Here is a 14,322-nt window from a genome sequence, read left to right as displayed (position 1 = left end):
TTTATCCCGAGTTCAGGTTATCTAAGATGATCAAGTCGGCGTTCTTGCCTACCTCTAAACTGCCTTTCTTCGTTTCTTCAAAATGCTGATAAGCGGGCCAAATTGTCATGGCTTGCAGCGCCGTGTAGGTATTTACCCTTTGATCAGGTCCCAAGACTTCAGCTGTTCGGGTGGTTCGGTTGACAGTTGCATCTAATACTCGGAATGAGCTTGGTAGAGCAACAGGGGCATCATGATGAGTACTGAACATCAAACCGGCTTCACGTACCGCTTTTGTTGGTGATATAAAGTCCGCTCGTGGGTGGCCAAGAACGGATTCAGCGTGCCAATCTCCCCAATAGAACGTGTGCATTGGGAAGAGAGATGGGAATATCCCAAGTTCAGCTAAGCGGTCAATTTGATCTTGGCGAATGGTTTGCCCGTGTATCAGTACTGGGCGTCGGTCTTTTTTGCCTAACTTTTCGTTGGCTTTCGCGACAGCGTCAATGAATTGTTCTATTGCGGCATCACCATTTGAGTGGGTTAGCACCTGCCAATTATTTTTAAAAGCGGTTTCAACGTATTGATAAGCTTGTTCATCTTTAAATGTTGGATACCCTGCATAATCTTTTGCTTGTCCATGAGGTGGGTGGAAATATGGTTGCGTTAGCCATGCTGTTTTACCTTGCGGGGAACCATCAAAATTGAGTTTAACACCACCAATACGGAAGTGATTTGTGTAGTTTGGCGAGTTGTATTCCGAGTTCATAAATTCACTGCTTGAAACCATATCGGCGTAAGCAACCAAATCGATGATCAATTTGCCGTCTTTGGAGGCTCGTTTCATCGCTTCATAACCTTCGATAGTAGCGCGCCCCTCCTGAGCCGTTGTATAACCATATTCGGCATACATCTTCTGAGCGGCTTCGAGCATCATGTCTTGCAGTTCAAGGTCTATAACCTTAGTGAGACCGAAGAGCATAGCAAAGTGCGCATTTTCTTCTAATACCCCGTTTGGTTCTTGGCTGCCCTCCATTCGACGAATGATGCCACCCTGAGGATCTTGAGATTCCGCTGTGATGCCTGCTAATTCAAGCGCTTTACTGTTCGCGACACTCAAGTGTCCGGACGTATGAATGATCATCACTGGTTTTTCGGTACTGACTTTGTCTAAATCGGCTTTGGTTGGGTAGCGATCTAGTTGTGCATCGTCGTAACCAAACCCTAGTATCCAGCCGGTTTTCTCAATGAACAGGCGTTGTTTATCGTCTTGTCCAGCGGATTTTAGAATTGCCACAATTTCATCCACAGTGTCTGCTTGACCATCAGGAGAAGGTAGAACATTTGCCACCATTGCCTGCAAGCCGACACCATAAACATGGCTGTGTGGATCAACAAAGCCAGGAAGTAAAGCCTTGCCTTTTAAATCAACCAGTTGGGTTTTACCAAACTGATGTTCCATCGCGCCTTTTTTGTTGCCTACGTAGATAATTTTTTCACCCACTGTTGCAATTGCTTCGGCGTACTCTGGGGTGTCTCCTGCCATTGTGAGGATGTCGCCACCAAAATAGATCTTATCGGCAGCGGTCACTTTGATTGGTTCTGCAACGGCTTCTGTTTGTTTCGTTTCTTCAGAAAAGCATCCCGTAAGTATAAGGCTTGAAAGGGCGATAGGAATACACGTTGATTTCATATAAAGACTCCGTTCTGATGTTGACTTTAATCAATCTAGTGCATATCTGTTGCAGTGTGTGCAATGTTGCATGGATTTATAAGCCCGATCAGGTAAATAGGGAATATGCGTGCTAAATCTGTTAGCCGAAGCTTGATCAGTGAGGGATTAAAGTCGCAAAAGTTGTGTGACTTAGGACGCTTTTCTTTGCTGAAAAAATCGGCAATATAAAAGAATAACCATTCACTCAATAGTTCAGGGAAGATGCATGAAAGACGAAACACTCTCGATCCATTTTGGCTACGAAACAGACCCAACAACCAAATCTGTTGCGACACCGATTTACCAGACCGTCGCGTATGAGTTTGATAATGCTCAACATGGCGCAGACCTGTTTAACCTCGAAGTTCCGGGAAACATTTACACTCGAATTATGAACCCAACCAATGATGTGTTGGAAAAGCGTATGGCAGCACTAGAAGGCGGTATTGCAGGTTTGGTTGTTAGTGCAGGCAGTGCGGCAATTAACTACGCCATTCTCACGCTTGCGCAAGCCGGCGATAACATCGTTTCTACTCCTCAGCTATACGGTGGCACCTACACTTTATTTGCGCATATGTTGCCGAACCAAGGTATTGAGGTACGTTTTGCCAAGGATGACAAACCTGGAAGTCTCGCTGAGCTTATCGATGAGAATACCAAAGCGGTTTACTGTGAAAGCATCGGTAATCCGGCTGGCAATATCATCGATCTTGAACGTGTTACTGAGCTGGCTCATGCGCAGGGCGTGCCTGTGATTGTCGACAATACAGTCGCAACTCCTGTGCTATGTAAGCCAATCGAATTTGGTGCTGATATCGTGGTTCATTCACTGACTAAGTATGTGGGTGGTCACGGTACGACATTAGGTGGCATCATCATTGATTCGGGCAAGTTTCCTTGGGCGCAGTACAAAGATCGTTTCCCAGTATTTAATCAGCCTGAGCCTTCTTACCACGGCGTGGTTTATACCGAGGCATTTGGAGAGGCAGCGTTTATTGGCCGTGCTCGTACCGTTCCTTTGCGTAATACCGGTTCAGCCTTGTCACCAATGAATGCGTTTATGTTGATGCAGGGGCTGGAAACGCTGTCGCTGCGTATGGAGAGACACACCGAAAATGCACTCAAAGTTGCGGAATATTTAAGCCAACACGATAAAGTGAGTTGGGTAAGTTACGCAGGCTTGCCTGACTCTGAGTTCTATCCGTTGGCTGAGAAATACATGCAAGGTAAGCCGTCGGCGATATTGTCGTTTGGGTTGAAAGATGGTTACGAGGCGGGTGTACGTTTTTACGATGCGCTTAAGATATTCAAGCGACTGGTGAACATTGGTGATGCGAAGTCGCTTGCTTGTCATCCTGCATCAACTACACACCGACAGTTGAGTGAGGTGGAGCAAAAGCAAGCGGGCGTTTCTCCGGAGATGATTCGTTTGTCTGTCGGCATTGAACATATCGATGATATTCTGGCTGATTTAGAACAAGCGCTGAACGCGTAATTATACTTTCTAACAGAGCTTTGGGTTACCCATAGGCCAGCCTTACTAAAAGCTGGCCTTATTTCTATAACATACTTATTTATAATGATTTTTTATTATTTGGATTACGGTATTCCAAATGCTCATGATGGTGTACTTTTCTTACCTTGCGTATAAGTCTCATCTTACTGACTATGCATAGAAAATAGCCACTAGGAAGGGGCGCTCATGTCTTACGTGTTTCACCGTCATTGCCACGCCAAATTGCCCACTATCGCCAGAGGGGAAGGGGTTTACCTGTTCGATAATCAAGGCAACCAATACCTCGATGCTTGCGGCGGTGCTGCTGTTTCAAACCTTGGGCATAGCCACCAAGCTGTTAAACAAGCCATGCTCGACCAAATCGAAAAAGTGCCTTTTGCTCACACGGGCTTTTTTACTAGCGAAGCAAGTGAGCAGCTGGCTGAGTTGATTTGCCAGCAGATGCCATCGCAATTTAATCATGTCTACTTAGTCAGTGGGGGCTCTGAAGCGGTTGAATCTGCGCTAAAGATGGCAAGGCAATATTTTGTGGAATGTGGCAAACCTGAGAAAAAGCAGTTTATTGCCCGCCAACAAAGCTACCACGGTAATACACTTGGTGCGTTGGCTGTTGGTGGTAATGAATGGCGGCGTGAGCCTTTTAAACCCATCTTGCACCCAAGCCATCATATTGCGCCGTGTTATGCCTATCGTTATCAAAGAGAAGATGAGTCAGAACTCGATTATTCACTGAGAGCCGCCAATGAGCTTGAAGCTAAGATTTTAGAACTGGGCGCGGATAACGTTATGGCGTTTGTTGCAGAGCCGATTGTTGGCGCAACAGCTGGTGCAGTACCTGCCACTCAAGGTTACTTCAAACGAATACGAGAGATTTGCGATCGCTATGATGTGTTGCTGATCATGGATGAGGTGATGTGTGGCGTTGGGCGCAGCGGTAGCTTTTTTGCTTTTGAACAAGATCAAGCCGTCCCGGATTTAGTCTGCATGGCGAAAGGGTTAGGGGCGGGTTATCAACCTATCGGAGCCGTTGTTGCCAACGATAGAGTCTATCAAGCGATCGCGTCTGGCAGTGGTTTTTTTCAGCATGGGCATACCTTTATGGCACATCCCGTCGCATGTGCAGCCGCCGTTGCGACCATTCAGACCATCGGTGCTCAAAAGCTCCTGCAAGCCGTGAATCAACAAGGGGCGATGTTAAAAAGAGAGCTCGAATTGGCGCTGTCAGGCTTCCCGTATGTTGGGGATATTCGTGGTAAAGGGCTGTTTCTTGGCATTGAGCTTGTGGCAGATAAAGTGAGTAAAACACCGCTGTCTAATTCAACTTTGGCAGACAAAAAGATCAAACAACAAGCGATGGCAAATGGACTGATGTGCTACCCAATGGGCGGCACGATTGATGGTGTAAATGGGCATCATATCCTTCTTGCACCACCTTTTATCATCGAACGAAGCCACATTGATGAGCTGGTGGAAAAACTCACTCGTACACTCAGAGAGGTGTCGCAAACATGGTAATAAATTCCCCAACTGAAAGAGCTGGAATCGCGATTATTGTTGCGCCCAATGGAGCGAGAAAAACCAAGCAAGACCATGCTCAATTACCGATGACTATTGAAGAAATGGTTGCCGAGGCGAAAGCATGCCAAATGGCAGGGTCTGCCATGATCCATTTGCACGCGAGAGATGCGCAAGGCAGGCATTCTCTAGAGGTTGATGATAACTTAGAAATCTACCGCGCGGTGAAAGCTGCGGTTGGAGATTCGATGATTGTTCAACTCACGACTGAGGCTGTTGGTATGTATTCGCCACAGCAGCAAATGGCGCTGGTCAAAGCGGTAAAGCCAGAAGCCGCTTCTTTTGCTTTGCGTGAACTGATTCCTGATGAGCGGAGTGAAGAGCAAGCTTTTGTCTTTTTTGATTGGGTCGCTGCTCAGGGGATTCTCAGTCAAATCATTTTGTATGATCCGGCAGACATCGAACGCTATTTCTCTCTACGAGATCGAGGCGTTTTACCTAAGCACAACCAACACGCGTTAGTGGTTCTTGGTCGATATCATGAGGCTCAACAATCTTCGCCATGGGATTTACGGGCACTGCATTTAGAGCGTTTCCTCGAGGAAAACGTTAAGTGCGCCGTGTGTGCGTTTGGCGCGAAAGAGCAAGACTGTTTAACTCATGCGATGCTGCTGGGATTAGATGTTCGGGTAGGCTTTGAGAACAACCATTTAAGTGCAGATGGTCAGCCCGCGAAAAGCAATGCAGAGCAAGTGCTGCGATTAAAAGAGATCAGTGAATTGCTCGGCGTGCCGCTGCATGATGCGGAAAATTTTCGAGAATCCATTTAGCAACAGATACAAAAAAGGCTCCAATCGGAGCCTTCTTCAAATGTATTTTTAGCTTTCAGCCTGAGCCACTGTCTGGCGCGCTGGGTGCTTGATAAATACTGCTACGACAGCGGCAATTGCCAGAGCAAAACAGTAGTAAGAGTTCGCCACTACTTCTAGCGGAGAAAGGTTAAATACCGAGCCCAATAGCAGAACCTGTGCACCGTATGGCAATACACCTTGGATAACACACGAGAAGATATCCAACAAACTTGCAGAGCGACGCGGTGAAACGTTGTTCTCTTCTGCCAGTTGGCGAGCCACGCTACCTGATACGATGATGGCAACGGTGTTGTTAGCGGTACAGGTATTCACCATCGAAACCAGACCAGCAATACCTAGTTCGCTTGCACGACCATTTGCTTCTTTCGAGTGGCTAGAACCAAACGTACGGATGATGCCGCTCACTAGGTTAGTCAGAAACGCGAGACCACCTTGGCGACGCATAAGCTCACTCAAACCGCCAATCAGCATGGACAGCAAGAAGATCTCTTGCATGTTGCCAAATCCTGAGTAGATGTCTTGTGCGAAGTTTGTTAGACCGTAATCTTCGATAGAAGACAAGCTCACACCGCCCGCTAAAACGATACCAATAGTCAGTACGACAAACACGTTAATGCCTGATACCGCAAGGATAAGAATCGTTATGTAAGGAAGTACTTTCAACCACTCAATAGAACCGGTTTCTGGTACTTGAGTCGCTGTGCTGTTGAAGGCGAAGATAACAAGCGCAACCAGTGCTGCTGGCAGTGCGATACGGATGTTTTCTTTGAATTTGTCTTTCATCTCACAGCCTTGAGAGCGTGTTGCCGCAATGGTGGTGTCCGAGATGATCGAAAGGTTATCACCAAACATTGCGCCGCTTAGCACTACGCCTGCCGTTAGTGGAAGGCTCATACCTGCCGATTGAGCAATGCCCAGAGCAACAGGCGCAACTGCTGCGATGGTGCCCATTGAGGTGCCCATCGCTGTCGCGATAAATGCAGAAATCAGGAAGATACCCGGCAAGATCATGCTGGTTGGAATCGCAGAAAGGCCAAGGTTAACAGTCGCATCCACACCGCCAGACGCTTTTGCAACCGCTGCAAAGGCACCGGCAAGTAGATAGATCATACACATCGCGATGATGTCTTGATGACCAACGCCACGCATAAAATGTTCGATAGAACGATTGAGCTTGTCTTTGCTAAGGATGAGCGCAAGGATCACCGCAGGCAATACCGCGATAGGTGCTGGCAGTTGGTAGAACGCGAAATCTACCCCTTGCAGAGACAAGTAAGTGCCCACGCCAATAAACAGCGCAAGGAATAGTACTAAAGGTAAAAGTGCGACCGCTGATGGTGCGATTGCTTTATTAGAATTTTTAGAACCAGACATGTGAACGACAACATAATCAACAAATAAGGCGAGCAGACTAATCGGACACTAAAAACTTGTCAACGTCTAGACGTCTAAATGGCTGGTTATTTTAAATGGAAAAGACCAATAAAAAAGGCTCACATAACATATCTTATTGATACCGTGAGCCTTTGTGGAATTATATTGTTTTAGAGCATTTACGCTTTTTTTCGTTTGAGAAGCGCGAAGATCATCAGCGAGAACAGCAGTGCTGCACTAGACCAAACCACGTAGCGATGATCGGTATAGAACTGGCTGAGGACGCTTAAATGCTCAAACGCGAAGTTGGTGAGCAAACTGAACACGGCAACCCAAATGGTGGTTGCAAGCGCGTTACCTAATAAGAACTCTTTGCGCGGCATCTTAGCAATACCGCAAGCAAGCGGCATAAACTGCTTCATTCCTTCCACGAAGCGGCTAACAATCAAGCAAGCAGGACCATACTTCTGAATCGTACTTTGTAGCTTCTGCATTTTAGGGCCAGAAATATAGCCTTTCTTGTCTAACCAACCTTCAAAGTAATAGCCAATCAGGTAGCCGCACGTGTTGCCAAAAAAGCAACTCAACCAAGAGACGATCATCACTAGGCTAAGGTTCATGACATGCTCAGATGAGATGATAGACGCTGCAATCATCAGTGATTGCCCCGGCATCGGAATACCAATGCCTTCAAGAAAGATGCTGACGATAAGGGCGAGATAGCCATATTGCTCAAGCAGCGGCTTCATCGCCATCAATAATTCATTTATGTGTTCCAAACGCTTTCCTCTAACAAAAGTGGAACGAAGCTGGAGTGATACTCCTGTTAGTTAGCTTGGTCAATCGACGTTGTTCTCTGTCAGTAAAATCTGACACGCCGTTGATAATAGTGGTGCGTATTTAGTCTTTTAGGTTACGCCTTACTAAGTCGTGCATTTGCTTAATCGTCATCAATGCTAACCAGATGATCTCTTCGACAGAGCGCTGTCCTGTGGTCGAGGAGGGATGATTGGCATCGGTTTTATTGCTCAGTGCTGGCAGCTCATGCACGCGATTGTCACGAATCGTACTGATCAACGCATCAATCGCATCATGAATCAGGCGTTCGACTTGCGGTGAGCCTTGATAATGGGTGCCCGTTCTCACTAGAGGGATCAGCAAGCAGAGGTAGTGACTCAACAAGCGATAATGGCTCAACATATCTTCATAATAATGCGGATCGGCGCGAGTGTGCCTTGGTTCTTGCTGCATCTCGTTGTAAATCAGTTCAAGGTCGCTTTCAGCAGTGAGCATAGCGGCACGTTGCTTAGTGAGTGCCATGTGATCACGTTGCCCTGTGTTGACTTGTAACTGCTCATAGCAATACACAAATAAGCTTTTTGAACTATCGAGCGCTTTTAATGCTTGGGTGTGAATCTCTTTGCCTCGCCATTGCGGCCACAATAAGCCATAACCGAGCAAGACAATCGCACCACCGACGACATTGTCGATCAAGCGCGGGGCAGCAAAGTCGAGCCCTTGGTGCGCCATAGTCTGATAAACCAAAATCAACAGTGCGGTAATACAGCCAATCGCCAGTGAGTAATGACGCATAATATTGAGCATTGCGACGGGTAATAGAACTGCGATCAACACAAACATGATGGTCGTCGGTACGCCAATATGAATCAAGGAGGTGGCGAACAATACCCCAAGCGCCGTACCTAAACAGCGTTGCCAAGTTTTACTTCGGGTTGCCAAGAAGCTTGGTTGAATTACCATCAACATTGAAATCAACACCCAATCAGGGCGAATCAATTCAAAGTATTCGGCAATCCCAGCACCAAGAGCAAACATCAAACCAACGCGAGTCACGTGGCGCCAAATCGGGTTGCCTCGACTTGGTAAACGGAAAGACAGTTCGAATGGTTGCACCTCTAAGGAACGTTCATAAGCGGGTTCATTGAGCTCAATACGACGAGAAATATGCTTGACCGCGTATGCCCAGTAGCGAAAGCGAGGTTGGTCTTCTAGCTTTACCGCCTCAATCAAATCATGGGCTTCCTGCTCTAGTGAGCTCAAATGTTCCATCTCTTCATGCGTGTTATGCAAAAGCTGCTTGGCTTTGTGTCTTAATCTTTGCTGGCAGTGTTGGCTCCAAACCAAGAGCAGGTCACGCTTCGGTTTACTGGATTGAAATTGCTTGAGAAGATCTGGGTTACTGGTGTGGCTGCTCAAGATGACTTCAAACGTATCGAGCGCCAAAAACAGAGCCTGACGTAATGAGTTGGCGTCTTCATGTTTAGAGCGAAAAGATTCTGATTGCAGGGCTTGCTGAAACAGTTCAATCAACTGATATTTGATGCGTCGTTTCGGAGCATCGCTTTCGCTTCCAAGTAAGAAAGCTTGGCGATATTGAATGTAGTCCGCTAGCGTCTCGTAAATCGCAGAAAGACAAACGCGCAGCGCGTAATGCTTCCATAAGGCAAACCAAAGCCAACTGAATAGCGCAAAAGTTAATGGTCCCAACACCAACATAGGATAGAGACCAAGTACCGCACTGGAATTATGTAGCGACAAGCTCACGACCGCGATCAGTAAGCTCGACATGCCAAGACGTCCCCAAAACGGACCATTCACTGCTGTACTCGCCAATACTGCTCCCATCGCGCCGTAAGTCAGCCACAGTGGTAAGCCCATATTCAGCAGAGCATAACTAATGACGAGCGTAATGCTCCACGTGAAAGCGGTAATCGCAAAGCGTGTCCAGCGTCTAGGACCGGCAGTGTCTAAACCACTGATCAATGCTGCAGGCATGGTCATTAAAGCTGTCATGGCGAGATTGAGTTGGTTGAATAGCACACCCAATCCCATGAACAGGACAATCGCGCTGGTGGCACGCAAACCAAGGTTGACAGAAGGGGAGTACCAGATTTTACGCAGAAAGGCAGGAGATAACGTCATAAACCCTCATTACAGTTGGCAACACCTTCAGTGTAACGCGAATATCTTTAGATGTGCTGGCTTCAACCACAGTTTGAAAAATTGAAGCGGAGTCGTTATCTAACCGATGCCTTCTCCAAGCTGAGTAAATAGCCAATCATTGAACAGCGAGACTTTTCGCGCCGCCAGTCGATAGTTCGGCACAAACACGTAATAGCCATAATGGCTCTGCATACTCAATTGTTGGATATGGTAGACCTCATCTCTCGACATCGCCTGCTGCACCATAAAATCAGGCAGGAGGGCAAGCCCTTTGCCAAGCTTTACTGCTTCATAAGAAAGATAGAAATGCTCATGACCGACAGGGTGATAATGAATCGCGCTTTGCAGAGATTGTTCTAGTTTGAACTGCTCCCACAACTGCGGGCGTGTCGTTTGAGGAATAAAAGCGAAATCCGTAATGGATTGTTTGTCGTTACACGTTGAAGAACTTGATGACCCCGTTAGCAGCAACGTTTCTTGACGCAACAATCGACCATGTTCGTAGTGACTGGAGAGAGGAAGGCAGCGGATGGTGATGTCACTGTCTACATCTAACTGATTTATTGGACCATCACTGGTGCGAACTTTAACGCGGATATCAGGATGGATTTGATGGAATGCATCAATGTTTGGCACCAACCACAAACTGGCGAAAGAAGGCGTAACATCGACTACCAATAATTCTTGCTCTGTGTCCGTTTGGATCAAGCTTGCCGTCGCATGTTGGATGATCTCCAACGCTTCAGTTACCTTGGGTAAGTAACGTTTTCCTTCTTCGGTGAGCTCAATACCGTTGATACCACGTTGAATTAAAGGCAGCCCAACCAGTTGCTCTAACGTCGCAATCTGTTTGCTCACTGCACCTTGAGTTACGCACAAACTCTCTGCCGCTTTAGAAAAACTCAGATGGTTAGCAACCGCAACAAAGGTTCGAAGTGCACGAATAGAAGGGTATTCACTGCCTTTTAGCATGATCTCATGTCCATTGATGAATGCTTAACCACAGACTAAGAGATTTTGGCTAGGAATCAAAGCGATGAGTTGAGGGGGAGATACAAATTGCAGATACAAAAAGGGCCAACCCTTTCGAGTTGGCCCTTTCCAAACGTTTGGTGGAGCTGGCGGGAGTTGAACCCGCGTCCAAAAATCATTCATCATTGGTACTACATGCTTAGTCGATCTTTAATTTCACCAGCAACCTGCGAACCGACACGCTAGTTAAAGGCTAACCTGAATTATAATTCGCGCTTTTCCTCTCAGGTGGGAGAAGCCACGCTAGCTAGTTTGGGTTTGATCTCTTATTGGTCCCCGTCTTACGAGCGGAAGCTAGGGTAAGAGAGCTCTAAGCAGGTTATTAAGCTGCTAGTGCGTAGTTTTCGTCGTTTGCGACTATTTTTTTGCGGCTTTTTACGTGGCCAACCGCCCCACGGCATGCACCTCAGACTTCAAAATTCCTGTCGAATCCTAAATCAGCCCCAAGTGTTATCCGCATAGTACCAGAAAAGCTTTCCTTGTCTAGCTCTGTGCGTTTAAGTGCTCAAGATTAACGCAAGTTACTCTTCATGATACGTGCTTTATCGCGAGCCCAATCTTTTTCTTTCATATCAGTACGTTTGTCGTGAAGCTTTTTACCTTTTGCAACACCGATTTTGATCTTCACCCAAGAGCGAGACCAGTACAGTGACAGTGCTGCTAGCGTCATACCTTCACGGTTAATGCGACCAAGAAGGTTGTCGAGTTCACGACGACTCATCAATAGTTTACGCACACGTGTAGGGTTTGCGACAACGTGAGTTGATGCTTGATTAAGAGGAGTGATGGTCATTCCGCTCACAAAAGCCTCACCGTCACGCATGAAAACATAGCTTTCGGCGATATTAGCTTTTCCTTGGCGAAGGGCTTTCACTTCCCAGCCTTGTAGCTCCAAGCCGGCTTCAATTTCATCGTCAATGAAGTATTCGTGGCGAGCTTTTTTATTCAGCGCGATAGTGTTGCTACCCGCTTTTTGCTTTGATTTTTTCTTTACCATAATGGGCTCATTATACGGGTTGGATATACGTTAGGAAATCCTTTTATTTGCGCTATCGTGGAATAAAAGTAAAATTGGCACAAGCCTTAAAACATGTACGCGTATCGATAGGAGTGTGTATGAAGCAAATCAGCCGTTCTGCTTTGGTGTCTTTTAGTGCAGAGCAAATGTTCGATCTGGTCAATGATGTTTCGAAGTATCCTGAGTTTCTACCTGGTTGTTCAGGTTCACGAATCATTGAGTCTTCGGGCGAGGGTATGGTGGCTTCTGTCGATGTTGCGAAAGCGGGTATCAGCAAAACGTTCACAACTTCAAATGAACTCATTCCAGGTCAGGCTATTATGATGAACTTGGTGGATGGTCCCTTTAAGACGCTGCGTGGTGGTTGGATCTTCACTGCTTTGGATGAGCAAGCGTGTAAAGTAGAACTAAAGCTTGAGTTTGAGTTTTCGAGCAAAATGATCGAAATGGCTTTCGGCAAAATATTTAATGAGCTAACCAGTAATATGGTGAACGCTTTTACTAAACGTGCGAAACAGGTGTACGAGTGTTATGAGTATTGAGTCGGACATGATTCACGTTGAGGTGGTGTATGCGCTTCCTCAAGAACAACGTGTGTTTAATCTAGTTGTGAACAAACAAGCGACAGTTGAAGAGATCATTCGTCAATCTGGTGTTCTGGAACTGTACCCTGAAGTTGATTTGAAAAAGAATAAAGTCGGCGTATACAGTCGAAATGTTCGTTTAGATGCAACTATCCGTGATAAAGATCGTATCGAGATATACCGACCGTTATTGGCCGATCCAAAAGAAATTCGCCGTAAACGTGCAGAGCAAGCAAAAGCAGCTAAGTAACGCTTATGGACAGCTGAAAAACCTCCCAAATGGGAGGTTTTTTGTTTTAAGGTGCTATCTTGGAGAGTCAATAGAGCTTGGTGTTTCTGTTCTGGTGTAGATGATGCCGTCGGCCAGTTCTGTAGCGTAGTTGATTGGCTGCTTAATGATGCTATTTGGGTACGTTAAGTTTGCGATATCTTCCATTTTTATGAACGCATTCTCGACGCCATTTTTTGCTAAGAGTTTCTCGACACTTCCCAGCTTATTTGTTGCGAAATGAGGGATAGCACGTAACTCAGGGTCTGATTCCATTGGTGTAATGTAACCGTCTTCAAAAGCATGGATTAAGCTATATACCTCATTAGGGTTTACTTGCTGTTTTAAGTGCCAAAATGCCCCTGTGCTGTCTGGCCAAGCACCAACATAACTGCTGATGTGGACGTTATGTCCCCACGCCAAAATACTTTTTTGTGGTAACCATTCTTTTTGTAACCAGCGCAAGTTGTCCGCTTGTATGATCTCATCTGGATTGTAGGTGTCAAACCAACGGCTTTGAACGTGGGCTTGCATGCTTTTGACTATCTGTAACCAAAAAGTCGCATACTCACGAAAATCTTGGCGCTCTGTGAGTGGAGGAAGGTATTGTTCGGCTTTCATTTGAGACATTACGGAGTTGAGTGAAGCCAGTTGGTTGATAAAGGCTTGTTGTGCGCTGTTATCTGGCTTATCGAAATACCAAGGGCACATCATGGCTTCGCCATTGGCGATAAAACTTTGCCAATCAAGGTTGATGAGTTGATATTTTTCGACGAAGGTTTGCATCTCCGGCAGCATGAGGCTACAAGCTGGATCGCTACTATGTCTACCATCAAAAGCAACCAAATACAGTGGTGTGTCGGTAAACGCTTGCTGTTCTACGTATTCATAGAGTGGGTAAATCTCAGGGGTTTCAGCGTACAAGAACATGAAGGAGTACAGCATGGCATCTCGAACATCGGTCACTTCTCCATCCATTAACCTCTGCCAAAGGCGAAGGCCGTCATACAGTCCACTTTCCATGGCGAGTACATCTATTTCACCTTCTTGATGCAGGTATTTGGTTATTCGCGACTTGGCTTTAAAGCCTTGCGCACCACCATGCGTTGCTTCTCCTAAACCAATGAATGATTTTCCAGCGACAGCTTGTTTTACGGCCTCCAAGTCGGAGTTATCCGTGTGGTTAAACTCCAAGCTTTTTATGTGAGATGTTATGTGGATTTGTTCTTGGTTATCGTCCTCACCACATCCAAGCAGAGCTAGAGAAGATAAGGCAAGCAAACCGCATGATAGTGCTTTCATTTTCGTGTTCCTACATGAAAAATTCTACACTCAGAATAGGTGTGCTTAGTTGCATAGAAAACTAACGTGAAAATGATCTGCGAGTTTATTCAAATATTCCAATGAGTAAGAGAACAAATAACGAGATAGTTTGTGATTGGGTTTATGGGGTTATGGAAGCAATAAAAAAGGTTCATCGCGGCTT

The 14,322-nt window shown here is 46.1% G+C and carries 12 protein-coding genes and 1 other RNA gene; 5 read left to right on the top strand and 8 right to left on the bottom strand.

Going from position 1 to position 14,322, the window contains the following annotated elements:
• Position 1: 1 nt before the first annotated feature.
• Positions 2 to 1,672, bottom strand: coding sequence for an amidohydrolase (locus tag BCT11_RS17720; RefSeq protein WP_102388874.1), 1,671 nt, complete (start codon positions 1,670 to 1,672; stop codon positions 2 to 4).
• Positions 1,673 to 1,919: 247 nt separating this feature from the next.
• Here BCT11_RS17720 and BCT11_RS17715 point away from each other — a divergent pair, with 247 nt between their 5' ends.
• From BCT11_RS17715 to BCT11_RS17705, 3 genes are all read left to right on the top strand, one after another.
• Positions 1,920 to 3,188 (top strand): O-acetylhomoserine aminocarboxypropyltransferase/cysteine synthase, encoded by a 1,269-nt coding sequence (locus tag BCT11_RS17715; RefSeq protein ID WP_102388873.1) that lies wholly within the window; start codon positions 1,920 to 1,922, stop codon positions 3,186 to 3,188.
• A gap of 207 nt (positions 3,189 to 3,395) precedes the next feature.
• Positions 3,396 to 4,724, top strand: a complete 1,329-nt coding sequence (locus BCT11_RS17710; protein WP_102388872.1) for an aspartate aminotransferase family protein — start codon at positions 3,396 to 3,398, stop codon at positions 4,722 to 4,724.
• Positions 4,718 to 5,554 carry a 3-keto-5-aminohexanoate cleavage protein gene (locus tag BCT11_RS17705; RefSeq protein ID WP_102388871.1) on the top strand — a complete coding sequence of 279 codons (837 nt, stop codon included), beginning with the start codon at positions 4,718 to 4,720 and terminating at the stop codon, positions 5,552 to 5,554. The genes BCT11_RS17710 and BCT11_RS17705 overlap by 7 nt, the downstream gene beginning before the upstream one ends.
• Positions 5,555 to 5,602: 48 nt before the next feature.
• On the opposite strand, the gene BCT11_RS17700 is transcribed toward BCT11_RS17705, so the two are convergent.
• The 6 genes from BCT11_RS17700 to smpB all read right to left on the bottom strand — a co-directional run bounded on the left by BCT11_RS17700 (position 5,603) and on the right by smpB (position 11,963).
• Complete coding sequence (locus tag BCT11_RS17700) at positions 5,603 to 6,970, bottom strand: Na+/H+ antiporter NhaC family protein (RefSeq protein ID WP_198593963.1); 1,368 nt, start codon at positions 6,968 to 6,970, stop codon at positions 5,603 to 5,605.
• 179 nt (positions 6,971 to 7,149) lie between these two features.
• Positions 7,150 to 7,725: a DedA family protein gene (locus BCT11_RS17695; protein WP_198593964.1), complete on the bottom strand. Its 576-nt coding sequence runs from the start codon at positions 7,723 to 7,725 to the stop codon at positions 7,150 to 7,152.
• 145 nt (positions 7,726 to 7,870) lie between these two features.
• Positions 7,871 to 9,913, bottom strand: coding sequence for an FUSC family protein (locus BCT11_RS17690; protein WP_102388868.1), 2,043 nt, complete (start codon positions 9,911 to 9,913; stop codon positions 7,871 to 7,873).
• A gap of 99 nt (positions 9,914 to 10,012) precedes the next feature.
• Positions 10,013 to 10,906, bottom strand: coding sequence for a LysR family transcriptional regulator (locus BCT11_RS17685; protein ID WP_102388867.1), 894 nt, complete (start codon positions 10,904 to 10,906; stop codon positions 10,013 to 10,015).
• Between the two features lie 138 nt (positions 10,907 to 11,044).
• Positions 11,045 to 11,411, bottom strand: a transfer-messenger RNA (tmRNA) gene (gene ssrA, locus BCT11_RS17680).
• A 66-nt stretch (positions 11,412 to 11,477) separates the two neighbouring features.
• Positions 11,478 to 11,963, bottom strand: a complete 486-nt coding sequence (smpB, locus tag BCT11_RS17675; RefSeq protein ID WP_038868779.1) for an SsrA-binding protein SmpB — start codon at positions 11,961 to 11,963, stop codon at positions 11,478 to 11,480.
• Positions 11,964 to 12,082: 119 nt separating this feature from the next.
• Between smpB and BCT11_RS17670 the strand changes: the two genes are divergently transcribed.
• The gene (locus BCT11_RS17670) at positions 12,083 to 12,526 is read left to right on the top strand and encodes an SRPBCC family protein (protein ID WP_005424743.1); all 444 of its coding nucleotides are present in this window, start codon (positions 12,083 to 12,085) and stop codon (positions 12,524 to 12,526) included.
• On the top strand, positions 12,516 to 12,818 hold the full coding sequence (locus tag BCT11_RS17665) for an RnfH family protein (protein ID WP_038868778.1): 303 nt from the start codon (positions 12,516 to 12,518) through the stop codon (positions 12,816 to 12,818). The genes BCT11_RS17670 and BCT11_RS17665 overlap by 11 nt, the downstream gene beginning before the upstream one ends.
• A 54-nt stretch (positions 12,819 to 12,872) precedes the next feature.
• On the opposite strand, the gene BCT11_RS17660 is transcribed toward BCT11_RS17665, so the two are convergent.
• Entirely contained in the window at positions 12,873 to 14,138 is a 1,266-nt protein-coding gene (locus BCT11_RS17660; protein ID WP_102388866.1) for an erythromycin esterase family protein, read from the bottom strand.
• Positions 14,139 to 14,322: the final 184 nt, after the last annotated feature.

The sequence above is a fragment of the Vibrio sp. 10N.222.52.B12 genome (assembly GCF_002875385.1).
In the GTDB taxonomy this organism is placed as follows: Bacteria; Pseudomonadota; Gammaproteobacteria; order Enterobacterales; family Vibrionaceae; genus Vibrio; species Vibrio jasicida.
Note: the sequence above shows the minus strand (reverse complement) of the source record. Positions and strands in the feature narration are given on the sequence as shown.

Excerpts from the sequence above, each read along its gene's own strand:
- BCT11_RS17690 (WP_102388868.1), bottom strand. The coding sequence starts at position 9,913 with ATGACGTTATCTCCTGCCTTTCTGCGTAAAATCTGGTACTCCCCTTCT.
- BCT11_RS17720 (WP_102388874.1), bottom strand. The coding sequence starts at position 1,672 with ATGAAATCAACGTGTATTCCTATCGCCCTTTCAAGCCTTATACTTACG.
- BCT11_RS17705 (WP_102388871.1), top strand. The coding sequence starts at position 4,718 with ATGGTAATAAATTCCCCAACTGAAAGAGCTGGAATCGCGATTATTGTT.
- BCT11_RS17665 (WP_038868778.1), top strand. The coding sequence starts at position 12,516 with ATGAGTATTGAGTCGGACATGATTCACGTTGAGGTGGTGTATGCGCTT.
- BCT11_RS17685 (WP_102388867.1), bottom strand. The coding sequence starts at position 10,906 with ATGCTAAAAGGCAGTGAATACCCTTCTATTCGTGCACTTCGAACCTTT.
- BCT11_RS17710 (WP_102388872.1), top strand. The coding sequence starts at position 3,396 with ATGTCTTACGTGTTTCACCGTCATTGCCACGCCAAATTGCCCACTATC.
- BCT11_RS17670 (WP_005424743.1), top strand. The coding sequence starts at position 12,083 with ATGAAGCAAATCAGCCGTTCTGCTTTGGTGTCTTTTAGTGCAGAGCAA.
- BCT11_RS17695 (WP_198593964.1), bottom strand. The coding sequence starts at position 7,725 with ATGGCGATGAAGCCGCTGCTTGAGCAATATGGCTATCTCGCCCTTATC.
- BCT11_RS17715 (WP_102388873.1), top strand. The coding sequence starts at position 1,920 with ATGAAAGACGAAACACTCTCGATCCATTTTGGCTACGAAACAGACCCA.
- smpB (WP_038868779.1), bottom strand. The coding sequence starts at position 11,963 with ATGGTAAAGAAAAAATCAAAGCAAAAAGCGGGTAGCAACACTATCGCG.
- BCT11_RS17660 (WP_102388866.1), bottom strand. The coding sequence starts at position 14,138 with ATGAAAGCACTATCATGCGGTTTGCTTGCCTTATCTTCTCTAGCTCTG.
- BCT11_RS17700 (WP_198593963.1), bottom strand. The coding sequence starts at position 6,970 with ATGTCTGGTTCTAAAAATTCTAATAAAGCAATCGCACCATCAGCGGTC.